The organism is Staphylococcus sp. OJ82 (assembly GCF_000294465.1).
Taxonomy (GTDB): domain Bacteria; phylum Bacillota; class Bacilli; order Staphylococcales; family Staphylococcaceae; genus Staphylococcus; species Staphylococcus equorum.
This window is the reverse complement of the sequence record NZ_ALPU01000010.1, coordinates 604,926-630,685: the sequence shown is the minus strand read 5'-3', so window position 1 is coordinate 630,685 and position 25,760 is coordinate 604,926. Positions and strand designations below refer to the sequence as shown.

The 25,760-nt window shown below is 32.7% G+C and carries 19 protein-coding genes and 1 pseudogene; 8 read left to right on the top strand and 12 right to left on the bottom strand.

Annotated elements, in window-relative coordinates; all coding sequences use genetic code 11:
• The first annotated feature begins 138 nt into the window (after positions 1-138).
• From SOJ_RS10400 to SOJ_RS10380, 5 genes are all read left to right on the top strand, one after another.
• Complete coding sequence (locus tag SOJ_RS10400) at positions 139-1,491, top strand: isochorismate synthase (RefSeq protein ID WP_002508057.1); 1,353 nt, start codon at positions 139-141, stop codon at positions 1,489-1,491.
• On the top strand, positions 1,484-3,166 hold the full coding sequence (menD, locus tag SOJ_RS10395; protein WP_002508056.1) for a 2-succinyl-5-enolpyruvyl-6-hydroxy-3-cyclohexene-1-carboxylic-acid synthase: 1,683 nt from the start codon (positions 1,484-1,486) through the stop codon (positions 3,164-3,166). Before SOJ_RS10400 ends, menD begins: the two co-directional genes overlap by 8 nt.
• Entirely contained in the window at positions 3,153-3,959 is an 807-nt protein-coding gene (menH, locus tag SOJ_RS10390; protein WP_002508055.1) for a 2-succinyl-6-hydroxy-2,4-cyclohexadiene-1-carboxylate synthase, read from the top strand. The genes menD and menH overlap by 14 nt, the downstream gene beginning before the upstream one ends.
• The gene (menB, locus tag SOJ_RS10385) at positions 3,952-4,770 is read left to right on the top strand and encodes a 1,4-dihydroxy-2-naphthoyl-CoA synthase (protein ID WP_002508054.1); all 819 of its coding nucleotides are present in this window, start codon (positions 3,952-3,954) and stop codon (positions 4,768-4,770) included. Before menH ends, menB begins: the two co-directional genes overlap by 8 nt.
• Before the next feature lie 373 nt (positions 4,771-5,143).
• Positions 5,144-5,596, top strand: a complete 453-nt coding sequence (locus SOJ_RS10380; protein ID WP_002508053.1) for a MarR family winged helix-turn-helix transcriptional regulator — start codon at positions 5,144-5,146, stop codon at positions 5,594-5,596.
• A gap of 71 nt (positions 5,597-5,667) precedes the next feature.
• Here SOJ_RS10380 and SOJ_RS10375 read toward each other — a convergent pair whose 3' ends face one another.
• Complete coding sequence (locus SOJ_RS10375) at positions 5,668-6,831, bottom strand: aminotransferase class I/II-fold pyridoxal phosphate-dependent enzyme (protein WP_002508052.1); 1,164 nt, start codon at positions 6,829-6,831, stop codon at positions 5,668-5,670.
• 123 nt (positions 6,832-6,954) lie between these two features.
• Positions 6,955-7,959: an acyltransferase family protein gene (locus tag SOJ_RS10370; RefSeq protein WP_002508051.1), complete on the bottom strand. Its 1,005-nt coding sequence runs from the start codon at positions 7,957-7,959 to the stop codon at positions 6,955-6,957.
• A 204-nt stretch (positions 7,960-8,163) separates the two neighbouring features.
• Between SOJ_RS10370 and SOJ_RS10365 the strand changes: the two genes are divergently transcribed.
• Entirely contained in the window at positions 8,164-8,586 is a 423-nt protein-coding gene (locus SOJ_RS10365) for a MarR family transcriptional regulator (RefSeq protein ID WP_002508050.1), read from the top strand.
• A gap of 144 nt (positions 8,587-8,730) precedes the next feature.
• On the opposite strand, the gene SOJ_RS10360 is transcribed toward SOJ_RS10365, so the two are convergent.
• From SOJ_RS10360 to SOJ_RS10345, 4 genes are all read right to left on the bottom strand, one after another.
• A complete protein-coding gene (locus tag SOJ_RS10360; protein ID WP_002508049.1) occupies positions 8,731-13,842 on the bottom strand; it encodes a GW dipeptide domain-containing protein in 5,112 nt (1,703 codons plus the stop codon).
• 233 nt (positions 13,843-14,075) lie between these two features.
• Positions 14,076-14,498 (bottom strand): GNAT family N-acetyltransferase, encoded by a 423-nt coding sequence (locus SOJ_RS10355; protein ID WP_002508048.1) that lies wholly within the window; start codon positions 14,496-14,498, stop codon positions 14,076-14,078.
• A gap of 77 nt (positions 14,499-14,575) precedes the next feature.
• Positions 14,576-15,046 (bottom strand): DUF2538 family protein, encoded by a 471-nt coding sequence (locus tag SOJ_RS10350; protein WP_002508047.1) that lies wholly within the window; start codon positions 15,044-15,046, stop codon positions 14,576-14,578.
• A 21-nt stretch (positions 15,047-15,067) separates the two neighbouring features.
• Positions 15,068-16,372, bottom strand: coding sequence for an LCP family protein (locus SOJ_RS10345; RefSeq protein ID WP_002508046.1), 1,305 nt, complete (start codon positions 16,370-16,372; stop codon positions 15,068-15,070).
• Between the two features lie 476 nt (positions 16,373-16,848).
• Here SOJ_RS10345 and SOJ_RS10340 point away from each other — a divergent pair, with 476 nt between their 5' ends.
• Entirely contained in the window at positions 16,849-18,507 is a 1,659-nt protein-coding gene (locus tag SOJ_RS10340; protein ID WP_002508045.1) for a phospho-sugar mutase, read from the top strand.
• Positions 18,508-18,526: 19 nt separating this feature from the next.
• Positions 18,527-19,676 (top strand): annotated as a pseudogene (locus SOJ_RS10335) (serine hydrolase domain-containing protein).
• 153 nt (positions 19,677-19,829) lie between these two features.
• Here SOJ_RS10335 and rihC read toward each other — a convergent pair.
• The 6 genes from rihC to SOJ_RS10305 form a co-directional block, all read right to left on the bottom strand.
• A complete protein-coding gene (gene rihC / locus SOJ_RS10330; RefSeq protein ID WP_002508042.1) occupies positions 19,830-20,738 on the bottom strand; it encodes a ribonucleoside hydrolase RihC in 909 nt (302 codons plus the stop codon).
• Positions 20,739-20,940: 202 nt separating this feature from the next.
• Positions 20,941-21,231, bottom strand: a complete 291-nt coding sequence (qoxD, locus tag SOJ_RS10325; RefSeq protein ID WP_002508041.1) for a cytochrome aa3 quinol oxidase subunit IV — start codon at positions 21,229-21,231, stop codon at positions 20,941-20,943.
• Complete coding sequence (gene qoxC, locus SOJ_RS10320; RefSeq protein WP_002508040.1) at positions 21,228-21,833, bottom strand: cytochrome aa3 quinol oxidase subunit III; 606 nt, start codon at positions 21,831-21,833, stop codon at positions 21,228-21,230. The genes qoxD and qoxC overlap by 4 nt, the downstream gene beginning before the upstream one ends.
• Positions 21,823-23,811: a cytochrome aa3 quinol oxidase subunit I gene (qoxB, locus tag SOJ_RS10315; protein ID WP_002508039.1), complete on the bottom strand. Its 1,989-nt coding sequence runs from the start codon at positions 23,809-23,811 to the stop codon at positions 21,823-21,825. The genes qoxC and qoxB overlap by 11 nt, the downstream gene beginning before the upstream one ends.
• Positions 23,811-24,932, bottom strand: a complete 1,122-nt coding sequence (qoxA, locus tag SOJ_RS10310) for a cytochrome aa3 quinol oxidase subunit II (protein WP_002508038.1) — start codon at positions 24,930-24,932, stop codon at positions 23,811-23,813. The genes qoxB and qoxA overlap by 1 nt, the downstream gene beginning before the upstream one ends.
• Positions 24,933-25,202: 270 nt before the next feature.
• Positions 25,203-25,520, bottom strand: coding sequence for a DUF5011 domain-containing protein (locus SOJ_RS10305; RefSeq protein ID WP_002508037.1), 318 nt, complete (start codon positions 25,518-25,520; stop codon positions 25,203-25,205).
• Positions 25,521-25,760: the final 240 nt, after the last annotated feature.

The following is a 25,760-nucleotide window of genomic DNA, read 5'->3' as shown; positions in this document are numbered from 1 at the left end:
ATTTTAATGGAAGAACTTGTAAAGGTCAAATAACGTGAAAATTATATAAATGAAATAGGCTAGATACCATACACATATTGTGAAAAGTGGTACAATATTATAATGAGTGCAAACTGATAAATGAAAGAAGTGAAATAGATGACTTTGGACGTCAAGGAAAGTGAAATTGTCGAAGCGGTATACGAAAGTAATCATACTTGGGTTTCTGTAGAAGCAAAATTAAATTATGAATTAGATCCTACTGTATTATTCCATGTTACGGAAGACAGTGCAGGAGACCGTTTTTATTTTAAAAAAAATGACAACGAAACTTCATTCTTTGGCTATCATGCTATTAAAAGATTTAAAAATGACTTTGAAAGTAAACAATCTATTTTCCGAGAATGGGAAAAATATAAAAGTGATATTGATTTAATTCATCCAAATTCAGAACGACATCATTTAAAGATATGTGGTGGATTCCAATTTTCAACACATAAATCTGGAGATGAGTGGCGTGAATTTGGTATTAATCATTTTATATTACCTGAAGTATTGGTAACTATGGAAGAAGGAAACACGTATATTACCTATACTGTAAAAGCAGATCAATTTGAAATTGACTCATTTTTATCGATTATAGATAAGTTAACTCAAGAGAATGTTAGCCCAAATTTTGAAAAAGGTGAAATTAAGCGCATTGAGGATATTTATAAAGATGAGTGGCGTGATTTAGTTAAAGATACAATAGATATATTAGACGAAAATAAAAAAATTGTGCTTGCAAGAAAACGATTGATTATGTTTGATAAAAACATAAACATCCCTTATATCTTAAACCAAGCAACACTAGGTGAACATAATAGTTACTTATTTGTATTAGAATCACAAGACAGTGTATTCTTTTCACAAACACCTGAACAGTTAATGGAAATTAATGATGAAATACTATCTACCAAAGCAGTTGCAGGTACGATTAAACGTACCCACCAAGATGATGTGGATAATGAAAATATAAATGCATTTTTAAACGATGAAAAAAACTTAAATGAACATCGTTTTGTCGTAGACAGTATATTGAATGACATTGAATTGTATGTTGAAGATATTACATACAATAAAAAACCGCAAATTTTAACAAATGATCATTTGTATCACTTATATACGAAAATTAAAGGACAATTGATTAGCAAATCTTATATTGGTTTATTAGATAATCTTCATCCGACGCCGGCGCTTGGAGGTTATCCTAAAGAGGAAGCAATTGAATATATTGAACAAAATGAGTTTGGAACACGTGGGCTTTATGGCGCGCCAGTTGGCTATATTGACATGTATGATAATTGTGAATTTATTGTTGCAATTAGATCTATGTTGATTAAGAAAAATCAGGCAACATTATTTGCTGGTTGTGGGATTGTAAGTGATTCTGATGCGGATAGTGAAGTAGAAGAGACTGCTGTTAAATTTAGCCCAATGATGAAAGCTTTAGGAGTCGAGAAATATGAATAACCATACAACTGCATTAACAAAACAGGTATTTACTTTTGTTTCAGAATTATATGCATACGGAATAAGAGAAATAGTGATAAGTCCAGGGTCTCGTTCAACACCAATGGCAATTGCAATTGAGGCACATCCTAAAATGAAATCTTGGATTCATCCAGATGAACGTAGTGCTGCTTTCTTTGCGATGGGGTTAATGAAAGGTAGTGAGCGACCAGTTGCTATTCTTTGTACATCTGGTAGTGCTGCCGCGAATTATACACCAGCCATTTCTGAAAGTAGCTTGAGTCATTTACCACTAGTGGTATTAACAAGTGATCGTCCACATGAACTCAGAGGTATTGGGGCACCACAAGCAATAGATCAAACAAATATGTTTGCAAATTATACACAATATCAATTTGATTTCCCTATTGCTGATAGTAATGGTGACCAAGACTTTATGACGAATACAGTTAAATTCCAATTACAAAAAGCGAGTCAGTATTTATATGGCCCGCATCGAGGTCCAATTCATCTGAATTTGCCATTTAGAGAGCCGCTGACACCTGATTTAGAAAAAGTTGAATGGTTAACTTCAGATACGAAGATTATGCCACATTATCAAAAAACGACGAGTCTCAATGAAATAAATGTAATTGTTAAAAAACGCAAAGGACTTATTATCGTTGGTGATATGCAGCATCAAGATGTAGATCAAATACTCACATTTGCGACGATACATGATATGCCTATACTTGCTGACCCATTAAGTCAACTACGTCGTGAGCATCATCCTAATGTTATAACGACATATGACTTATTATTTAGAGCCGGATTAGAAGTAGATGTTGACTTTATAATTAGAGTAGGTAAACCAGTTATTTCTAAAAAAATAAATCAATGGTTAAAAGATACGAAGGCATTTCAAATATTAGTGCAGAATAACGATAGACCAGATGCATTTCCAATAACACCTCATGTTTCTTACGAGATGTCTGCAAATGATTTCTTTAGACAATTATCTGAGACAACTACAGTTGAACGTAAGCAATGGTTAGAAAAATGGCAATCATTAGAGAAACATGCCAAAGTTGAAATTAAAGATTATGTAAGAACTGCGACAGATGAAGCGGCCTACGTAGCAAATGTACTAGACAAATTAACAACAGATGATGCATTATTTGTGAGTAATAGTATGCCAATTCGAGATGTAGATAATTTATTTATAGACTGTGAAGCAGCAGTCTTTTCAAATCGTGGCGCTAATGGTATTGATGGTGTTACTTCAACAGCATTAGGTATGGCGGTACACAAGAAAGTGACATTGTTAATTGGCGATTTAGCCTTTTATCATGATATGAATGGCTTGCTCATGTCTAAATTAAATGACATCAATTTGAATATCGTGCTATTAAATAATGATGGTGGAGGAATCTTTTCCTATTTACCACAGAAAGATACAGCCGATGCATATTTCGAAAGGTTATTTGGAACACCAACTGGATTGGATTTTGAACATACTGCGCTACTTTACGACTTTACATTTAAACGATTTGAATCTATTGAAGCATTTAAGTACACTGAGTTATCCAAATTTGGCGCACATATTTATGAAATTATGACGTATAGAGAAGATAACCTACAACAACATCTTAAACTCTATAAAAAGTTGAGTGATATTATCAATGTTACATTATAAATTTCATCGAGCGAATCAATCAACTAATCAATTATTAGTGATGCTACACGGCTTTATTAGTGATCAACAGGCATTTGATAACCATATTCACATATTGAAAGAAAGCGTAAATATCGTGACTATTGACTTGCCTGGACATGGTGCAGATGAATCTCCATTTCATCGAGAGTGGGACTTTCCTTTTATTAGCCAACAGTTAGATGAAACGCTAGAAGTGTTTAGTGCATATCAATTATTTTTACATGGCTATTCAATGGGTGGTAGAATAGCGTTGTATCATGCAATTCATGGCAACACTACATTGACGGGTCTTGTCTTGGAAAGTACGTCCCCAGGCATTGAAGATAGAACAGCACAGATAGAAAGGCAACAAGTTGATTATGCACGTGCCCGAGTATTAGAAATTGCAGGATTAGAAGTTTTTGTTAATGATTGGGAAAAACTGCCACTATTTTATACACAACATGACTTAGATAAGATTACTAAATTAAGTATTCGTAACATGAGAATGCGTCAAGACGCATCTAGATTAGCAAAAGCGTTGAGAGATTATGGTACTGGAAAAATGCCTAATTTATGGTCGGAATTGAATCAAATACAAATCCCAACATGTATTATTGTTGGAAATTTAGATGGTAAATTTTGTGAAATTGCTCAAAAGATAGTTTCAATTATACCGAAGACTGAACTTTTTGAAATAGCACAGAGTGGTCATACTGTTCATGTGGAAGAAATGGCAGAATTTGATAGAATAGTATTAGGTTTTATTCAAAAGGAGGAGCAAAATGACTAGACAGTGGGAAACAATTAAAGAATATAAAGAGATTAAGTATGAATATTACGATGGAATCGCTAAAGTAACAATTAATCGACCTGAAGTTCGTAATGCTTTTACACCAAACACGGTACAAGAAATGATGGATGCATTTACTAAAGCACGTGATGATCAACGTGTTGCTGTTATTATTTTAACAGGTGAGGGAGATAAAGCATTTTGTTCTGGTGGAGATCAGTCAGTACGTGGCCACGGTGGCTATGTAGGTGAAGATCAAGTTCCTCGTTTAAACGTATTAGATTTACAAAGACTTATTCGTGTAATTCCAAAACCAGTTATCGCAATGGTAAGAGGTTATGCAGTAGGTGGCGGTAATGTATTAAATGTTGTATGTGATTTAACAATTGCTGCTGATAATGCTATCTTTGGCCAAACTGGACCGAAAGTAGGGTCATTTGATGCAGGTTACGGTTCTGGTTATTTAGCACGTATAGTAGGGCATAAAAAAGCGCGTGAAATTTGGTATTTATGTCGCCAATATAATGCACAAGAAGCACTAGATATGGGATTAGTTAATACAGTAGTACCACTAGACGAAGTAGAAGATGAAACTGTTAGATGGTGTGAAGACATTAAGAAACATTCACCAACTGCTTTAAGATTCCTAAAAGCTGCTATGAACGCAGATACAGATGGCTTAGCTGGACTTCAACAAATGGCTGGAGATGCAACATTACTTTACTATACAACGGATGAAGCAAAAGAAGGTAGAGATGCGTTTAAAGAAAAACGTGATCCTGATTTTGACCAATTCCCTAAATTCCCGTAAGGAATTATTATATTAACCGTTATTGAGAGGTTAACATAAAATGTCGACAAAGTATCAGACTTTGTCGACATTTTTTTGCGCTTTTGCGCAAGTACAACTTCGATTTTACTATGTATCCTTATACGGAATTATCTAAGATATGATTTCGGTACATTATTGTGACTTTATTCAGTGATTTTGCCCATAGTAAAAGAATAAAAAAGATGAATAACTGGAATCATTACATAGATTTTATTTTTATATGAAAATAAGATAGTGTATCAATTTATAGTTGGAAATACGTTGTTTAAAAAACTCTTTTAATACTTATAATATATTTGACTATAATTTAAAAATATATAAATATTATAATGAAAAGAAATGAGGGAGAACAATGGCATCAGACGCTAACGACCAAATACGAAAAGAAATGTGCTACTTATTTTATATTACGAGTAAAGAAGTTGTAAATCGTTTTAATCGCTACTTAAAACAGTATGATATCAGCTTTCCTAACTATATTGTATTACTTTATATTGAAAACGATAAAAATGTTTATATTAAAACGTTATGTGATGAACTCTATTTAGATTCTGGTACTATAAGCCCTATAATTAAACGTTTAGAAAAAAAAGACCTAATTAATCGAATCAGAACAGAAGAAGATGAACGTAGAGTTAAAGTGAGATTAACAGAAAAAGGTTTGAAACTTAAAGAAGAATTCAGCAAAATCTCCGAAGATGTTATTCAACAATTTGATATGGAAGGTGAAGAGTCAGTTACTTATTATCAAATTTTAAAAGCGTTTGCTGAGAAAAATGTTTTTAAGAAAAATGAAGATTTATAAATATAAAGCACCCGCTAAACATTGAAGATAATTCAACATTTAGCGGGTGCTTTTGTGTCTATAATAAAAAATTATTGTTGATAGTATTCCTTAAGAAATTCTTCAAGTCTTCTCATACCTTCTTTTAAGGCGTCAAGTTCATAAGCATAGGATATACGTACATGACCTTTACCTAAATCAGTAAAAGCTGAACCTGGTACCATTGCTACATGTGCTTTTTCAAGTACATTAATACAAAATTCAAAATCGTCATCAGTAAATTTTTTGATGCTAGGGAAGATATAAAAAGCACCTTCTGGCTTAGCATCAAGTTCAAATCCGAGAGACTCTAATTTTTGAATTAAAAAATCACGACGTTCAATATAAGCTTTATTCATATATTGTGGTGCTTCTAAGCCTTCATTTAAAGCAGCAATACAAGCAATTTGTGCTGGTACATTTGCACAAATACAATTATAAGCATGCATAAATGTTAACTTTTCAATTAAGTACTCAGGTCCAATTAAAAATCCAATACGGATACCAGTTGCAGAATGTGATTTACTTAAACCACCTACGAGTAAAAGTTGATCGCGGATAGCATCAAATTCTGCAAAAGAAGTATGTTTTCCACTAAATGTGTTTTCAGCATAAATTTCATCACTAATTATGAATATCTCTTTATCTTTCAAGGTCTCAGTGATTGCTTGAACCTCATCATACGATAATATGACGCCAGTAGGGTTAGTTGGATAGTTAAGTAATATTGCTTTTGTATTGTTCGTAATATGAGCTTCTATGGCCTCAGGAGTGATTTTATACTGAGACTGAGTTGTATCTATGAAAATTGGAACGCCACCCAGTGTTTTAATTAAAGGAATGTATCCTGCATAAATAGGGCCAGGAACAATAATTTCATCGCCTTGATTAATAATACTTCGTAATGCTGTATCTAAAGCTTCACTAGCGCCATTAGTAATAATAATTTCTTCAGTACTATACTTAAAATGATAGCGTTGCTCAAAATATTCACTTACAGCGTTTCTTGTTTCAAATAATCCTTTATTATGCGAATAGGTTGTTTGATCTTCATTTATCGCATTAATATATGCAGATTTAACTACATCTGGCATAGGAAAATCTGGTTGGCCAATTGTTAAATTGATACAGTTATCAATGTTCTTAATACGACTTGAAAATTGACGTATGCTTGGTGCACTTAAATATTTAGTATTATTGTTTAAAGAAAGTTTCATTGATTATTTCACCTCGAGATTAAAAATACCGAATTGTATTTTTATATGTATGATTAATAGATATCATCAAATTATTTCTATCATAACATATTTAAAATAAATACAATTCGGTAAAAGCTTTTATTAACCTTTGAATTTAGAAGGTGACTGCAAATTAATAACTGGGTTTGTCCATTTTGATACAAAACGTGTCGATAAAATATAAACAATGAAACATGTTGCACTTAAAAGATAAATATAAGTTAAAACAGATATTTCATCTTTAAACGGATGAAGACCGAAACCACGAACCACTCCGATTACAAGACCATGTAATAAATAGATATGCATTGTTCTACGTCCTATATAAGTAAAGAATTTTTCTTTTTCAGGTATTAAATTCAAGAAAGAAAACATTGTTGCTAAAATAATAAAATAAAGGAGTAATCTTTTGAACGGACTGTAAAGATCTTGTTTCCCTTCTAATGACATATATGGCGAATCACCTAACAACCAGTCTGAATTGATTGGATGAATGGTATAGATTATATAGAAAGTCACTAAAATTATAAAAGCAATAGGGACGAACTTTTTATTTCGTAAAATTTGAGTATGTTTACTTGTAAATAAATAACCTAAATAAAATATCGGAAAGAACATAATCGTTCTTGAAAAACTCAAATAATTATCAATATTGTCAGAATAACCAGCAAATAATGAAAAAATGATTGCTATTGGTAAGACAAAATAAGGTTTATAGTCTTTAACAATTACTAAAATCACATGAAAGAAGAATAATGTAAGTAAAAACCAAAGTGCGAACACTGGATCGAAAGGATCGAATTGAACGCTATCTTCTTTACCAGTTAAATAATAGTATATAGAGAAAAAAACAAAGAAAATAATATAAGGTATTAATAGTTTTTTAGAGACTTTTTCTAAATAACCAGCTTCTCCTGCTTTTTTTGCAAAGTAACCAGAAATAAATAAAAATGCTGGCATATGAAAGCTGTATATTGTTAAGTACAACGACGATAGATATGTACTCGATTCATTGTAAGGTTGTAATAAATGCCCAAAGACAACAAGAAAAATCAATATTGCTCTTGCATTGTCAAAAAAGTAATCTCTCTTTTTTAATTGTGCCATGCTTTTTCTCCTTTAAAAGTGCCGGGTGAATTTTATAATCACTGATACTAATTTATTATAAATCATATGAGAAATGCAACAAAATAGATCGATTTGTATTTTATTATTGTATATTATGTAGAATGACATTATAATATTAAGAAATATAATAGTGTCATTTGATTGGTAGTAACAAGTAAATTAACATAGTGGAGATGAAGCAACATGTACAAACAACTAGAACAATTAATTACACTGACGAGTAACGATTTGAACTTAGTAAGTAGAAGGTTTGGCCAACGTACAGATTTAACTTCAGAGCAATTAGAAATGTTAAGAATTTTATACAATTATGAAGTTTTATCTCAATATGACTTAACTATGAAAATTAATAAAGAACAATCAATTGTATCACGTTGGATAAAAAAACTTTGCCAAATGGGTTACATAACTAGTAAACAATCTAATAAAGATTTGAGATGTAAAGATTTAATGGTAACGGATAAGACAAAGGAACTCGTACAACAAATTAATGAGGTAAGGGTAGCTTTAATTGAAGCGCGTTGCCAAAATTTAACTTCACAAGATATAGAAGACTTAAACCATTTGCTATATAAATTAAACGTTCGTCATGCTTATTTACGTTAGATTATTAGGGCTGATTAATTTATAAGAAAGCACCAATAAATAAAAATTTAAGAGTACATGTTTCACTCATAGAAAATATCTGTTGAGTGATCATGTACTCTTATTTTAATTGTATAAAAGAAAATATAGTATTGTAGGTGTAAATTAAGCTTTATAAGTATTTACATCAAAATATTTACCTAATTTACCCATTGAATCATAGAATCCTTTAATACGTGTGGCATTGTGCTCTGCCCATCTTACGTCAGTTGCGTATTGATGTTCACCTGGATTTTCAGGGTTCCAACGCATTTTATAAAGTGTATTTTGACCTTGGCTGATGTATGAACTTGAGATGAATTTAGCGCCACCAACGATTGCTTTTTTAACTGTATCCCAACCGTTAGATTTGGCAGTAGCGAAACCTTGTTTAACTGCATCGTTATCAACTGCTCCGATACCAAACATATTATAATATTTGTTTGGACCATCTGTTACGACTTTATCATCTACTACATCGCCACCGTTAGCAAGTTTTGAAGTACCATCGCCTGTTTCTAATAGGGCATGTGAGATTAAATAAACTTCATTTATATTGTAAGCCTTAGCTGCTTCACTGAATGCTTCGCCTTGACCTTCTAAAATGCCTTTACCAACTAAAAGTTTATCTAAATCTGCTGAAGCAATATCTTGAGATTTATCTAAACGTAAGAATTGATATTTTTGAGTAGGGTCTTGTGCTAATTTACCAGTATCCATAGCATTTTTTATTTCGATAGGTGTAGCATCTTCCCATTTACCTGGTGTGTGTTGAATTTGAGGTTTGGTTTTTAAACCTGCTTGAATTGCAACAGCTTCATCTAGCGTTAGACCAGATTGATAATATTTGATTAATTCTTTGCGTAAGTCTTCTTCTTTAATCCAAACCATTTGGCCATTAGATAGTTTACCGTGATACCAAGTCACACCATTGATAACTTGTGTCTCGAATACTGTAAAGATACTTTCATAGAAATCATTTAATGAGCCTGCTGGTTGATTAGAAGTTGGATCTAAGTAATAACTACCATCAGCATTATAAATAACATAATCAAATTTATAAGGTGTAACTGCCGATTTAGTTACGCCAGATTTTTGAGTTTCGGTTGCAACTTTATTATTTGTATTTGTATTTAAATCTTTAGCTGCAATCCATCCAGTCTTGTTATTAACATTACCGTACACGTATTCATCTTTATCTACTTTAACTGATTTAGAAGCATTAAATTGATTGTTTTTCACATTTTTTAATGAATCTAATTGTTGAGCTTTTGTACCCCAAGGTACTGCATAAAGTCCATTATTTGTAGATTTAACTGTGAATTGACCATTTTTAGCAGATGTTTTACTTAAATCACGTGTATTGATGTCTTTTGTATTAACCCAACCTAATGGTGTGTTTTGGTTAGAATTTTGAATTAATACGTAAGTGTTATCGTCTTGTGTACGTTGTTTTGTAATGTTAAATGTACGGCCTGATAATTTAGATGCATCTTTGGCTTTTGTATCATTAACTTTAGTCTTAATACCAGAATTTGTATTATTTAATTGACCAATTTTACTTACTGATTGAGTTGGGTTTGCTGTATTTTTAGTAGCAGCTTCATTAACTGTAATATCACCGGTTTGCATCCAACCTATATTACTATTCGTTTTGTTATCTGTTATTAAGTAGAAACTATTACTTCCAAGTGTAGCTTTTTTACTTAATTTATAAGTATTGCCATTCACATATGGTTTTTGTACACCTTGTTTGTCGTAAACTGAAGTGTAGACACCATGATTTGTTTTGGCTACAGTACCTTGTTGGTTAGTAAGATTAGTTACTGATAATTGACCTGTATTTGCAGGTGGGGCAACAGTTGAACTTGGTGAAGACAACTTACTTAAACTTACCCAACCAGATAAATCATTTACAGAGCCATAAACATAGTTTGTTTTACCAATTTGTTGTTGTTTCGTTGCTTTAAATGTTTGGTTAGCGTTACCTGAAACAGTTCCAGCTTTTTGAGAGCTAGTACCCCAAGGGACTGTATATAAAATTTCGCCTGGTTTAATATTATAAGTTTTGTTTATCGCAGTAACAGGTTTAGCTGTATTATAATCCACATCATTTTGGTGAACCCAACCAATTAAGTTCCCTTTATTATAATCAGTTACCAAATAGAAATTTTCGTTGCCTATTTTGGCTGATTTTGTAACTTTTAGTGTTTGATTTGTACGATCAGTTTTTTTACCTTGGTGGTCGTAAACTGTTGCATATAAGCCATCATTCGTAGTATTAATACGGCCAACACCATTATTAGCTTCTACTGTTAATGAACCTGTTTTTGGTGGGGTAACAGTACTACCAGTGTTACTAGAACCACCTGTACTACCTGAGCCACCAGTATTGCTAGAACCATCTGTATTTGTAGATTCGTCTTTTCCACTAGTACTACCTGAAGACGTTGCTCCCCAAGGTGCTACTTGACCAGTTTTAATTAAATATTTTTCATAGATTAGGTCATATAATTCATCATAACTGTAGTTATATGAAGCTAAGTAACCATGAGGGTCCGTATGATTAGAACCACCTAGGAAAGTACTAACGGCTTGGTGAGTCCAAACTGTACCTTGTCCATCGTACTCAGCACTATCTGGTGAAAGACCATAATATTGTAAGTTTGTCGCTGCATAATCAGCATAATTGTTAATTGAACGTGCAAATGAATCATAATCATGTGTATGAACTAACTCAACATGAATAAATCGATCGTTTGCAGCTGGACCAGCGCCCCAAGCAAGATAGTCAGTATTTGCAGTTTCAATAATACGATTACCGTCAATATATGCATGAACAAAAGCACTATTATAATTATTCTTCATGTAGTTAATTTCACCAGTAATAGTTGAGTTATCATTTGCAGTTTCGTGTAAAACGATACCTTCTGGTTTACCATAACGATAATTATATTGCGGTAAATAACTTGCAATATCTTGTTCATAATTTGGAGCTTGGAAGTTATTGTTACGAATATAGTTATTAAGTGATGAACTCACTTGTGGACTATATGCTGGTAGAGAACTTGTTGTGCCTGCTTCTCTTGTTATTGCAGAACGCGTTGAAAGCGTATTATTTACATTAGTGGATGCTACTCTTAATTTAGGAGTAGCTTCTGTACTTACCGTTGTCGCAGTAGTACTTGGCGTACTAGGCTTAGTTGCAACTGCTGTCGCAGTTGATGTTGCCTTACTATCTTCGCTTGTGCTTTGTTCACTTACGTCAGAAGAGTCATCTACTTTATTATCTTCAGTAGTTTTAGCATCTTCATCATCTTGAACGTCTTCATTAGAAGCGTCTTCTTCAGATTGTTGAGTATCTTCAGAATCTTGTTCACTTACGTCAGAAGAGTCATCTACTTTATTATCTTCAGTAGCTTTAGCATCTTCAGAATTCTGTTCGTTTACGTCAGAAGAGTCGTCTATTTTATTATCTTCAGAAGTTTTAGCATCTTCACCATCTTGAACGTCTTCATTAGAAGCATCTTCTTCAGTAGCTTTAGCATCTTCAGAATTTTGTTCACTTACGTCAGAAGAAGTGTTGTCCTCTTTATTTTGTTCAGTAGATTGATTAGTTTCATCATCTTGAACGTCTTCATTAGAAGCGTCTTCTTCAGTAGCTTTAGCATCTTCAGAATTCTGTTCGTTTACGTCAGAAGAGTCGTCTACTTTATTATCTTCAGAAGTTTTAGCATCTTCACCATCTTGAACGTCTTCATTAGAAGCATCTTCTTCAGTAGCTTTAGCATCCTCAGGATTCTGTTCGTTTACGTCAGAAGAAGTGTTATCCTCTTTATTTTGTTCAGTAGATTGATTAGTTTCATCATCTTGAACGTCTTCATTAGAAGCGTCTTCTTCAGTAACTTTAGCATCTTCAGGATTCTGTTCGTTTACGTCAGAAGAAGTGTTATCCTCTTTATTTTGTTCAGTAGATTGATTAGTTTCATCATCTTGAACGACTTTATTAGAAACGTCTTCTTCAGTAGCTTTAGTATCTTCAGGATTCTGTTCGTTTACGTCAGAAGAAGTATTGTCCTCTTTATTTTGTTCAGAATTTTGATTAGCTTGATCGTCTTGAACGTCTTTATTAGAAGCGTCTTCTTCAATAGCTTTAGTATCTTCAGAATTTTGTTCGTTTACATCAGAAGAAGTGTTGTCCTCTTTATTTTGTTCAGTAGATTGATTAGTTTCATCATCTTGAACGTCTTCATTAGAAGCGTCTTCTTCAGTAGCTTTAGCATCTTCAGAATCTTGTTCACTTACGTCAGAAGAAGTGTTGTCCTCTTTATTTTGTTCAGAATTTTGAGTAGCTTGATTGTCTTGAACATCTTTATTAGAAGTGTCTTCTTTAGTAGCTTTAGTATCTTCAGAATTTTGTTCGTTTACATCAGAAGAAGTGTTGTCTTGAGCTGTATTTTGTTCAGTAGCTTGCGTATTTTCAACAGTTTGATTGTTATTAATTGGAGTGGTTGTATCATCAGTTGACTTATCTTCATTATTTTGAACATTAGTATTTTCTTCAGACTGTTGAGCATCTTCAGAACTTTGTTCGTTTACGTCAGAAGAAGTGTTGTCTTGAGCTGTATTTTGTTCAGTAGTTTGCGCATTTTCAACAGCTTGACTGTTATCAACTGCAGTAGTTGTATCATCAGTTGAATTGCCTTCGTTGTGTTGAATATTTTGATTAGAAGTATCTTCTACAGATTGTTGAGTCTCTTCGGAATCTTGCTGGTTTAGGTCAGAAGAAGTATTGTTTTGAGCGGGCTCTTGTTCAATACTTTGAGCATCTTCAGAATCCTGATTGTTTTCAGTTACTTCATTAGCTTCAGATTGCGTGTTCGCTTGGTCTTCTTGACCTGAAATTTGTGGATTGTATGTATCTTGACTTGGTGTTTGCTCAGAGTTCAACTCATCTAATTCTGCATCGTAAGTGTTAACTTCGTTTGCTAAGGTCTGTTCAACTTGTGTAGGGTCTTGGTATGATTGTGTACCTGAAATATTAGCGGTAGGTTTACTAACTTCAGATTTGATTTGTTCACTTTGTTTAAGTGTATTCTTATCATCTAACACATTCTCGTTTGTAGATTTATTTTGTACGTCATCTGCAGCTTGTGCTTGATGAGATGTTAAAGCTGTACCTGCTAACGTTAGTGCTACCATCGACGGTACTTTATAAGTAAACTTTTTCTTAGTCATTAAACTGCCCCTTTAACTATATAATTTAATATCTATTATAATACGACTTTTGGAGGAGTGGTTTACTTTTTACTGATTTGTAATATAAAATTAATCTAATTAAGTTTTGGAAAAGTTATAACATCTGATTTAATGCGTTATAAAGCTTAATTTTGAAAATATTGAAATATTACACAAATCGAAATATTACAAAAGATAGTTGCAATATAAATACAAAAATATATTAAATTGGGTTAAATAGATTTTGTCATAGCAATATGATCAATATTTTCCTCAATAAAAATCTTTCCAAAAGGTTTATATCCTAGAGATTCATAAAAAGTTTGTGCGTGGCATTGTGCATTTAGCATTAAGGAATGATGGCCTTGATTTTTAGCGATTTCTTCTAAAAATTGCATGAGTAGTTTGCCATATCCAGATTTTCTATGAGATGAAATAATAGCAACTCTTTCTATTTTAACGGCATTGTCATAAGGACGAAATCTACCAGTGGCGAAGGGGATGTTGTTTTCATCATATCCAATGATATGCGTAGCAATAGCTTCGTATTGATCTATTTCATTTTCTAACGGTACACCTTGTTCAAGAACAAATACTTGTTTTCGTACACTGTATGCATCTTCCATCATGGAAGACGTTGTAACAATTTTAAACATAACTATTCCTCGTTTCATTTATTTTGGTTAAAAAAACACCCTATCAAAGTTTAATATGATAGGGCGTTTTTTAATGATTATTGTGCTTCTTTTCTAATTATCGCAGTATATTGCCAAAAAATTCGCATTTGTGCAATATTCCAATTATTCATACCCATTGTAAAACCAGATGGTCTAAATAAATTAACATCTGTAACCTCTAATGCAGCCGCAATAAGATATTGGATGGGTACGCTAATTTCTTTCATTGTTTCTGTAATACCATTTTGATTATAAACCCATGAAAACGGTAATTCTGATTCAAAAACATCAACTTTTTCGAATATTTCTGGAAGTCCAACAATATAACATGCACCATCGATGATAGGATTATTATCACTATCTTTATAGTATATGCGTAAAGCTTCATAGTTTTCACGGTGTTCATGATTGACATAGAAAAATTCATTTCTAAAAAGCGCCATATCTTTGCTGTGTATCATTTGTTGTTCTAAAACATTAAACATTCCGTTTATATGAGCAAGTTTTTCGTATGTTTTGCGTGACATATAGTGAGCTCCTCTCTACAGTTAATATTGATTAGTTGGTACTTCTTGAGTATTTTGTTGCTGGTTAGGATCTATTTGTTGCTGATTATTATTGTTTTGTTGCTGATTATTATTGTTTTGTTGCTGATTATTATTGTTTTGTTGCTGATTAGGATCTACTTGTTGTTGATTAGGATCAATTTGTTGTTGATTGTTATTCTGTTGTTGTGAATTATCATTGTTTTCAGTGCCATTTAATTCTGATGAATTGTCTTCATCATTATCATTGGAAGTATCATTTTGATTTTTTCTAAGTAGACTACTGTCTAACTCTGTTTGTGGTACGAGTGTACCATAAAAATCAGTGACACGTTGATTTAAGAAATCACTTGTATCTTCAATCTTAGGTAAATTTAAATCATCACGTAGTAAATTTGAAGTGTCTTGAATACTATTAATATCTGGATTGTAATAATAGATTCCATTTAAGTAATCATCTTCACCTTTAAGTTGTTTACTTTTGATTTCAACATCATCTTTTAAATAAGATGTTGCAAGAGCTTTTACCTCATCATAGCTTAAATTATGTTTTGAATTATTCCCAACTATTTCAATAACATCATCTAGCTTACTAAAGGAACCAGCATTTTGTGCCTTAGCAAAGAGTTTTTTAAGTAACTCCATTTGTCTTTGACCACGTTTTAAATCAGAATCATGATGTCGTGTTCTAGCGACTGCTAATGCTTCGTCGCCATTTAGTTTTTGAAGTCCTTTTTCAACTTTTATTTTGCCACTGTCATCAGTATTTGGTTCACTGATGTCATAAGGGACATTATATTCAATGCCACCAAGTTCATCAACAGCATCTACGAATGCATCCATATTAATACGTACATAATAATCAACCGGTACGTTTAAAGTAGCTTCTACAGAATCCATTGAAGCTGTAGGTCCACCATAAGCATGTGCATGAGTGATTTTATCGTAATAACCTACTTTTGGAATATAACTGATTGTATCACGTGGAATGCTTAGCATTCTTATTTGCTCTTTATCGGAATTAAATGTTGAAAGAATCATTGCATCGGTTCTTGATTGTTCAGTACTTTGCCCATTTTTTTCTCGTCCACTATTTCCATCAATACCTAAAAATAAGATAGAAATAGGACCTTTAGAAGGATCGACTTTAGATTCACGAATGTTTGATTTCCTAGAGGAGTCACCATCGTTAAAAGAATTCTCAAAAGCGCCTTGAGATGATTTGAGTAGAATGATAGCAAATATAACCGGAACAACGACAAGAACTAAAGATAGAAATATTAAAAAATATTTAAAAAATTTATTCATGTTTGAAGCTCCCCATGTATATGATTTTGTACATGTTACTATATTATCGTTAAATGTTATAGCTCTTTTAACTATATTAAATATTTGTAAAGAAGAAAATGTACTATAACTTATAATTTTATTACTATAGCTAGTAAATATCAACTATGAATGTGTTATTTTCAAGTTTAAAGTAAAATTAAATTAGGGTATGTGAAGTATAATGCTTATATATTGGAATTTATCAGTAGAAACTAACAAAATTGTCATTTGCTTAGAAATGATTTATAGCGATACATGAGCTATAATATATAATAGAAATATCATCTTGTGAACAATAACTGTGTTTCAAGGAAATGACAAAATAATTATAAATATAAGAAAAAAGGGCTTTGCTACGTTATAATTTAAGAACAATGCTTTCTATAAAATATTTTTAAAATTAATAATTGAAATGGATATATCTTTAGCAAAAGATATGAGGAGGAAAAGTGAGTATGAAGCAAGAATGGTTAGATAAAATAGATGAGAGTTTAGTGAAAGATTTTTATGAAATACAAACTGAAACAGAAAAAGAAGAAGGGTTCAAAGGAAGTTTAGCTTTTGGAACTGCAGGTATTAGAAGCACTTTTGGCTTAGGACCAGGAAGATTAAATGCATTTACAATTCGCAAAGTGGCTTTAGGTTTAGCTCAATTTTTAAGAAGTAAAATTGATTCACCAACTGTAGTAATACACTTTGATACGAGATTTTTATCTAAAGCATTTTCACAAGAAATGGCTAGTGTGCTAGCTAATAATAATGTTATACCTATTTTATCAGAAGATTATAAATCTACTCCAGAGTTATCATTTGCCGTTAGACATTTGAATGCAGATGCAGGTGTGATGATAACAGCTAGTCATAATCCTAAAAATTATAATGGTATAAAAATTTATGATGAAAAAGGTGGCCAATTATTACCTGATGAATCCGAACAACTTAGTAATTATATTAATACGATAGAATCTCCATTATCGATTAAAAAGGGCGATTTTGAAGTATTAAAAGAAAATAATAGAATTAAATATATTACTAGTGAAGTAACTGAAAAATATAAAAGTGAAGTTAAAGATTTAGTAGGTTCGATTGATGAAAAAGGTGCAAAAGTAGTATTAACCAGTTTACATGGTACAAGTTTACCGTTAGTTTCAAATATATTAACAGAATTGGATTACCAAAATTTTGTGATAGAAGAAGAGCAATCTACACCGGATGGTAATTTCCCAACTGTAGAAATTGCTAATCCTGAAGATGAAACTGCTTTTAATTACGGCCTAGCACTTGCAGAAAAAACAGACGCACAACTGATCATAGCTACAGACCCTGATGCAGATAGATTTGGTTTTATTGAGCGTTATGGAAAAAATGAATATAGATATTTTAATGGTAATGAAATTGGGTTACTGTTTATGAAATTGAGATTCCAAGAATTAGTTGAAGCAGGCGCACCACTTTACATTATTAAATCTATCGTCACAAGTGAGTTAGCAGAAAGATTAGCATTAGCGTTAGATGTACAAGTTAATAATGTGCTGACTGGATTTAAATATATTTCTGATTTAATTGAGCAAAAAGGTGCAGACAATGAGACGCAATTATTACTCGCATTTGAGGAAAGCCACGGCTATTTAGCGAAATCAATTTCTAGAGATAAAGATGCAATTCAAATGGTACCTTTATTAGTTAAATATAAAAATCTATTATCTAAAAATAGTTTAACATTTAAAGACACTATGGAAGATATTTATCAAAATATTGGTGCATTTAAAGATAGAACACTCGCACCGTCATTTGAAGGAGCCGAAGGTGTAGAAAAGATTTCGAATATAATGAGTCAATTTAGAAATAACGATATATTCTCAATTTGTGGTATAGATGTAAAACAAATAGAAGACTATCATACGGGTGAAAATAGAAATGTTATAGAGGGTACAACAGAAGTATTAACGTTACCGAAAACGGATTTAATTAGATTTATTTTTGATAATGGATTTATCGCGCTTAGACCATCTGGAACAGAGCCGAAAATTAAACTCTATTTCTCTCTGAATGTAGAAGATATAGATGCAATTACAGATCAATTTGAAAAAGACTATATTCAAAATATAGATTAATTTATGTAGAGGCAGCAAGATGACATCAAAAAAACTAAAACAATTTATGATTTTTTTAATCTTTATTTTAACAATAATCACTTTTACAATTGGATACAGATATTATCAAGATAATAAACAAGACACGAAATACCAAAGTATTCATACGAATAATTTGAAAACAGTTATGGATAAAAACAACCCACAAATAAACGCGATTCATCAATATTTAGAAAAAGTTAATTTTAACGGCACTGTAGCTGTTTTTGAACGTGGTCAACTTAAATTAAATAAAGGATATGGTTTCAAAAATTTTGAAACAGATGAAAAGAATAGGGCAGACACATTATATTTAATCGGATCTTCTCAAAAATTCACCACCGGATTAATGCTTAAGCAATTAGAAAATGAGCAAAAAATTAATATGAATGATGTGGTTCATCAATATTTGCCATGGTTCAAAACATCTAAACCTATTACATTAAATCAACTTATGCTTCATCAAAGTGGTTTATATAAATATAAAGCTTCAACTTCTTATAAAGATCTAGATAGTGCAGTACAGTCAATACAGCGCAAAGGTATTGAGACTAAATTTTATAATAAAAATAGATATAATGATGCTAATTATTTAGTTTTATCTCGTGTGATAGAAGAAGTAACTGGTAAATCTTTTTCAAAGAATTTCGAAAACAGATTATCAAAGCCATACGGATTGGAGCATACGGCATTTTTTAATGATGAAACTTTTAAAAAAAGATATGGCGGAAGGCTATAAAAAAGATGAAAATACAGGTAAACCGGTTAAGCAGAAGCCTAATGTTTTAAACCAATATTACGGCGCTGGTAATTTATATATGACACCTCATGATATGGGGAAATTGATATTAACTCTACAAAAAAATGAACTGTTCAAAGATAATATAACAACGCCTTTACTACATGAAAGTTTAACGCCACGTTATCCAAAAGCGTATCGTTATGGTTTTTATTCACTTCCTAATAAAAATCGAATTAATGGTGGTTTTTTTGGACAAGTATTTACGGCATATTTTAATGACGACTATATTGTGGTGCTTGGGACAAATTATGAAGATAATGATGTGAATAATGAGGAAAAGATAAAACACATTTTTAATAAATTACTAAAACAAGACAAACCTTATAATATAGTAGGGCAACGTTATTAATTACTTGATTATTGTAGTAACCTAAAGTGAAGTAATTTAAAACACTCCTAACTGCAAAGTGTAAAGGAATAACCTTTAACTTGATGACAGTATTAGGAGTGTTTTTTCTTAAGTATAAATAATAGTCATATTATGCTACAAATCATATTCAACTTATTTACAGTATTTTAGTGCATTGACGAACATGTCCTCAAACGTATCTGGATGAATGGACAAGACCACTGAACAATTAGGGAAGCGAGATTTGAAATCAGTTACTGTTGCACCTTTTGTAAACGTACCATTCGTTTCTATTTGTACATCGGCTTCCTGTACATTGAATTTTTCAGGATGAAGCAAATAAAGCACAGTATATGCATCGTATACATTAATCCCTTTTTCAAAATCATCGCCTTTGTAATGCTTGAAGAGTTGATGCAACATATCACCAGTTTCATTTAGTGTTGATAGTTTATTTACAAATGTATGGCTTAATGTTGAACTTCTTGCTACATCAAGTCCTACCATGGTTAAAGGCAAACCAGAATTAAAAACGATTTGTGCAGCTTCAGGGTCACAATAAATATTAAATTCCGCTAAAGGGGTGACATTACCACGGCCTGCGCTGCCTCCCATTAATACAATTTCCTTAATATAATCTTTTACTTCTGGATAAGTAGAAAGTAATAAGGCAATATTCGTTAATGGACCTATAGGTATAAGTGTTATAGGAATCTCACTACTTATTAAAGCTTTTCGCATTGCTTCTACAGCATGTGTTGAAGCTAAATCTTTTTCATTTACTTTAGGAAATGGATAACCATCCATACCTGACTCACCATGAACTTGGCTTGCATCTACAATATCAGAAACTAATGGTTGAGAAGCCCCTCTATGAACGGGCACGTCACTTGCAAAGAATTGCTTGAGTTTCAACGTATTTGCTGTAGTTTTCTCAATGCCAACATTACCATTAATTGTAGTAATCATTCGTAGGTCAAAGTTTGGATGATTTAGCGCGATACTTATAGCAGCGGCATCATCAATACCAGGATCGGCATCTATAATGATTGGTTGTTTCATAATTGTTAAGTCCTCCTAAGTCATTTTGTTATTGTATGGATCCATTTTACATTGTTTTCTTTTAAAAGTGTTGTATATAAATTAATGTATATTTAAGTTGAGCATAAAAGTAGGGAAAAAACATAAAATTTAACGGGAACTAACTTCTATAATTTAATTAATAATAAAAAAGACTTCTCTAAAAGAGAAGTCTTTTCTTGGATTATAAGTGAGCTGAGTGTCCACCTTGCATTACCCAATAAGTACCAATAACAGTAATTAAAGTAATGATAATCGCAAATATAACTTTAAATGCTTGTAAGTTTCCGTCTCTACCTTCAGTTAAGTGCATGAACATTAATAATTGAACTGCAGCTTGTATAAAAGCAAAACCAAAAATGATGGTAATCTTAACGTTAAGTTCCATAGATGTGTATAAAGTTACAAACACTGCTAATATTGTCAGAACGATTGAGGCAATAAAACCTACTGTGTGTTTTACTATTGTATTCATCCGCTAAACACCATCCCTATCATATATACGGCAGTGAAGATGAAGATCCATACAACATCTAAAAAGTGCCAATATAAACTTACTATAAATAATTTAGGAGCATTGTCTTTATTTAATCCTCGCATAGCTACTTGAATTAATAAGCAGATAATCCAGACGATACCTAACGATACGTGGGCACCATGTGTTCCTAATAGTATAAAGAAACTAGACCAATAAGAACCAATAGAAAGGTTAACACCTTCATGTACATAGTGTATGAATTCATAGATTTCAAAGCCCACGAACACGACACCTAATAATACAGTGATAATCATCCAAATCATCATTAATTTTTCTTTTTCTTTTCTCATGTAGTAAATTGCAATACCACATGTATAAGAACTAATCAATAAAGCGAATGTCATTATCAAAACGAGGGGCAATTCAAATAACTCGGTAGTCATTTTACCACCATAATCGCCACCATGTTGCAGTGTTAGTAACGCTGCAAACAACGTACCAAATAATGAGAATTCAGCTGTAAGGAAAATCCAAAAGCCAAGCTTATTTAATTCACCTTCATGCGAACGTTGATCAATTGTGTTTGCATCATGACTCATGACTTACAGCCTCCTTTTCTTTTATTCGTGCTTCACGTAAACGTTTTTCAGTTTCAATTACTTCAGAAACTGGAATATGATAACCGTGATCTACTTGGAAACTACGGTAAATCATAGTTCCGAAAATACCAATTAAACAAAGAATAGCCGGTAGCATTGTTTCAAAGACTAGGAAGAAACCACCAATAGTGAAGAATATTCCCATCCAAAAACCAACTGGCGTATTGTTCGGCATGTGGATATCTGTGTAATTATGGTTATCTAAATAATGACGACCATGTTCTTTCATATCAACAAATGTATCATAGTCGTTCCAGTCTGGTGTGATAGCAAAGTTGTATTTAGGTGGCATTGCAGCTGCAGTTGACCATTCTAAAGTACGACCTAAGCCATCCCAATTATCACCAGTTGCTTCACGTGGTGCTTTGAAGAAACTGTAAACAATACTTGCGACTAAGAACATAAAGCCTAATGCCATTAATAGGGCACCGAAAGTTGAAATTACGTTTAGTAACCACCAACCATCTTCAGGCATATAAGTGTATAAACGACGTGGCATACCATCAAGACCTAGTATGAATTGAGGTATGAAACAAATGTTGAAACCAATTACAAAGAACCAGAAACACCATTTATTTAATGTCTCGTTCAGCTTAAATCCAGTCATCTTAGGCCACCAGAATATTAAAGCTCCTAGACAGGCAAATACAACCCCCGCTACTAATGTGTAGTGGAAATGGGCTACTAAGAAGTACGTGTTGTGGTATTGGTAATCTGCTGCTGCCATAGAAAGCATAATACCAGTTACCCCACCAATTAAGAAGTTAGGTATGAATCCTAATGCGAATAGCATTGGTGATTCAAAGGTAATACGACCTTGGTAAAGCGTGAACAACCAGTTAAATATTTTGACACCGGTTGGTATACCAATAAGCATTGTTGAAATCGAGAAGAATGAGTTAATTAATGCACCATTACCCATTGTGAAGAAATGGTGAACCCAAACTAAGAAACTTAAGAATGCGATACCTGCAGTCGCCCAAACCATACTTTGGTGACCAAATAGGCGTTTACGCGCAAACGTTGGAATGATTTCAGAGTATATACCGAATGCTGGTAGGATAACGATGTATACTTCGGGGTGCCCCCATACCCAGAAGAAGTTAGCCCAAAGCATTGGCATACCACCATTAGCAACTGTAAAGAATGCTGTACCGAATATATTATCGGTTGTAAATAGTGCTAATGCTACTGTTAGTACTGGGAAAGCCAAGATAACGATTAAAGCTGTAATGAAAGTAGTAACCGTAAACATTGGCATCTCCATAAATTTCATTGTAGGTGTTTTCATTCTAAGTATAGTTACAAAGAAGTTAATACCTGTCATCAGTGTACCGATACCAGAAATCTGTATTGCAATTAAGTAATAATTGACACCTGGCCCGGGACTGAATTCGCCTGCGAGTGGTGCATAGTTAGTCCAACCAGCTGCAGGTGAGCCTCCGATTATAAATGACAGGTTGAATAAAATCATACCTGAGAAGAATAACCAGAAACTTACGCTATTTAATACAGGGAATGCAACGTCTCGAGCACCAATTTGTAAAGGTACAATGACATTCCATAAACCAAATATGAAAGGCATTGCCATAAAGATAATCATGATAACACCGTGTGTACTAAAAACTTCGTTATAGTGATTTGAGTCCAAGAACGTATTGTTAGGAATCGCTAATTGTGTACGCATCATTAATGCGTCAATACCACCACGAACGAACATTAATACGGCACAGATTAAGTACATTGCTCCGATTTTCTTATGGTCGACAGATGTGAACCATTCTCTGTATAAATATTTCCATAATTTAAAATAAGTAATTACTGCGATTAGTCCAATGATTCCAAATGGGGCACCGATTTGTGCCATTGTAATCATCCAAGTACCTTCAACAAGTAATTGATCCCATGGAAAATTCATTAATGTTCACCTCCAGATTCATGCTCTTTTTTCTCTATTTCAGATACTTTTTCGTCTTTAGCACCTTTAGAGATTTTGTCCATTTCCTCGACGTTATGTTTTTCTTCGTCTTTGAATTCACTGTTGTATGGTTCATCGTTGCCAAGAATCATGGCTTTCATACCATGTCTCTCATAGTTCGCATTTGTGATTTGCGGTTTACGTGCAGGTTGATCAGGTTCATCTAACACATCTTCAGTTAATTCTTCTTCAGTGTTAAAGTTCGGATCTTTCTGTACGTAATTGAAGCGATCATAAGCGTGGAAAATATACTCAGGATCTGCTGCAGGATCAACAAATGCTAGATGGGTACCACTGAAAGTTAACTCTTCATTTTCAGTAGTTGGTAAAAGTTGCTTATCAAATGTATCTTGATCTAACTCTTTTTTACTTTGAGCATCTTTGACCCAATCGTTAAATTCACTTTGACTTACTGAGTTAACATCGAAAGTTTGACGAGAAAAACCTTCGCCATTGAAGTTTGAGTTACGTCCACGGAACGTACCTTCTTCACTGGATGTTAATGTCCAGTCCATCGTCATACCTGTCATCGCGTATTTCTGACCACCAAGTTGTGGTATCCAGAAACTTGTCATCATATCCATTGATTGGAGTTTGAAAACAACCGGACGATCTTTCGGTATTGTTAAGTGATTAACAGTTTCAATTTTTTCTTCAGGATAACTAAAGAACCACTTGTAACCAGCACTTGTAGCATAAACTACAATTGGATCATCCTCTTTGTCTGGTGTTTCCTCATACATGTAAAGTGATTTAACCGTTGGAATGGCTATAGCAATTACAATGAGAATTGGAATAATGAACCAGATCGATTCAAGTAAAAAACTATGATGCATCTTTCCTGTTTCCTCTGTTTTGCCCATTCTATATTTGAATAGAAAGACTGTGAACAAGAGAATTACAGCGACAACTATAGCAAGCATGAAGATGATTGAATAGATAATCAAGAACTTCGTATCACTTGCCATTGGCCCTTTTGGGTTTAAAACTTCTACATTCTCACAACCACTAAGTAAAATTAGCGAGCCAAAGAGTAGAAGCAAAGACTTAAATTTTGACACTTTTTTGACCTCCTAATACTACAATTGTAGGGCTTAACATCAATTTTAAGATATTACGCAATTATTACAAGTGTTTGTGCGAAAAAAATTATTGTAAAATTAAAAGAAACCCAACAGAACCAATGTCTGACGGGCTTTTAAAGATTTGTTAAAATTATGTGTACATTTTGTGAAAAGTGTCATAATTAAGTCGAAAGAGTAATTTTGTCTTAAAAATTGTGATAATCGTTATCATTTACGATTTTTGAGAGTATGTATGGAACCTAGGTGTTACTTAACTTCAACATAGCGTATAGATTTTTTTACAGCGCCATTTGAATCTTCAACTTTGTATTCAACTTTATACTTTCCAGTTTTATTTGTATTTATATCTCCATCAACGGTAATTTTATGAGTTAAATCGCCATCTTCTTTATCAAAGGCACTTACACCATTAAGTAAATTGTAATCGTCACCTTTTTCGATGATTGTATCATTAGTACCTTTTAGTTCTGGTGTTGAATTATCAGTAGCTTCTGCACTTAAGTTAGGTGACACAAGTGTTGCAGATACGCCTAACGCTGATAATGACTGTATTAGTTTATTCATAACGTTAACCTCCGTATGACCGTCATTTGTTTTATTCAACTATACTATACTTTAAATGAGTTTAGAATACATCGTACTATAGTCTTAATATAACCTATGACTTTGAATCTAGCTGTAATTTTCAGTAAACATTTAGTAAATTGAACGTTCTGCGAGTTTTGACATAACAAACTTCAAATAATATTAAATTTAATTCGAAAGTCTTGGGGGAGGGTTTTAACTGTAAATGAAAAATGTCAT

Bases quoted from the DNA above. Each gene is read 5' to 3' on its own strand.
- qoxD (WP_002508041.1), bottom strand. From the start codon at position 21,231: ATGAATACAATAGTAAAACACACAGTAGGTTTTATTGCCTCAATCGTT.
- rihC (WP_002508042.1), bottom strand. From the start codon at position 20,738: ATGAAACAACCAATCATTATAGATGCCGATCCTGGTATTGATGATGCC.
- SOJ_RS10380 (WP_002508053.1), top strand. From the start codon at position 5,144: ATGGCATCAGACGCTAACGACCAAATACGAAAAGAAATGTGCTACTTA.
- menB (WP_002508054.1), top strand. From the start codon at position 3,952: ATGACTAGACAGTGGGAAACAATTAAAGAATATAAAGAGATTAAGTAT.
- SOJ_RS10350 (WP_002508047.1), bottom strand. From the start codon at position 15,046: ATGTCACGCAAAACATACGAAAAACTTGCTCATATAAACGGAATGTTT.
- SOJ_RS10340 (WP_002508045.1), top strand. From the start codon at position 16,849: ATGAAGCAAGAATGGTTAGATAAAATAGATGAGAGTTTAGTGAAAGAT.
- SOJ_RS10355 (WP_002508048.1), bottom strand. From the start codon at position 14,498: ATGTTTAAAATTGTTACAACGTCTTCCATGATGGAAGATGCATACAGT.
- qoxC (WP_002508040.1), bottom strand. From the start codon at position 21,833: ATGAGTCATGATGCAAACACAATTGATCAACGTTCGCATGAAGGTGAA.
- menH (WP_002508055.1), top strand. From the start codon at position 3,153: ATGTTACATTATAAATTTCATCGAGCGAATCAATCAACTAATCAATTA.
- SOJ_RS10360 (WP_002508049.1), bottom strand. From the start codon at position 13,842: ATGACTAAGAAAAAGTTTACTTATAAAGTACCGTCGATGGTAGCACTA.
- SOJ_RS10400 (WP_002508057.1), top strand. From the start codon at position 139: ATGACTTTGGACGTCAAGGAAAGTGAAATTGTCGAAGCGGTATACGAA.
- SOJ_RS10305 (WP_002508037.1), bottom strand. From the start codon at position 25,520: ATGAATAAACTAATACAGTCATTATCAGCGTTAGGCGTATCTGCAACA.
- SOJ_RS10345 (WP_002508046.1), bottom strand. From the start codon at position 16,372: ATGAATAAATTTTTTAAATATTTTTTAATATTTCTATCTTTAGTTCTT.
- menD (WP_002508056.1), top strand. From the start codon at position 1,484: ATGAATAACCATACAACTGCATTAACAAAACAGGTATTTACTTTTGTT.
- qoxB (WP_002508039.1), bottom strand. From the start codon at position 23,811: ATGAATTTTCCATGGGATCAATTACTTGTTGAAGGTACTTGGATGATT.
- SOJ_RS10365 (WP_002508050.1), top strand. From the start codon at position 8,164: ATGTACAAACAACTAGAACAATTAATTACACTGACGAGTAACGATTTG.
- SOJ_RS10370 (WP_002508051.1), bottom strand. From the start codon at position 7,959: ATGGCACAATTAAAAAAGAGAGATTACTTTTTTGACAATGCAAGAGCA.
- SOJ_RS10375 (WP_002508052.1), bottom strand. From the start codon at position 6,831: ATGAAACTTTCTTTAAACAATAATACTAAATATTTAAGTGCACCAAGC.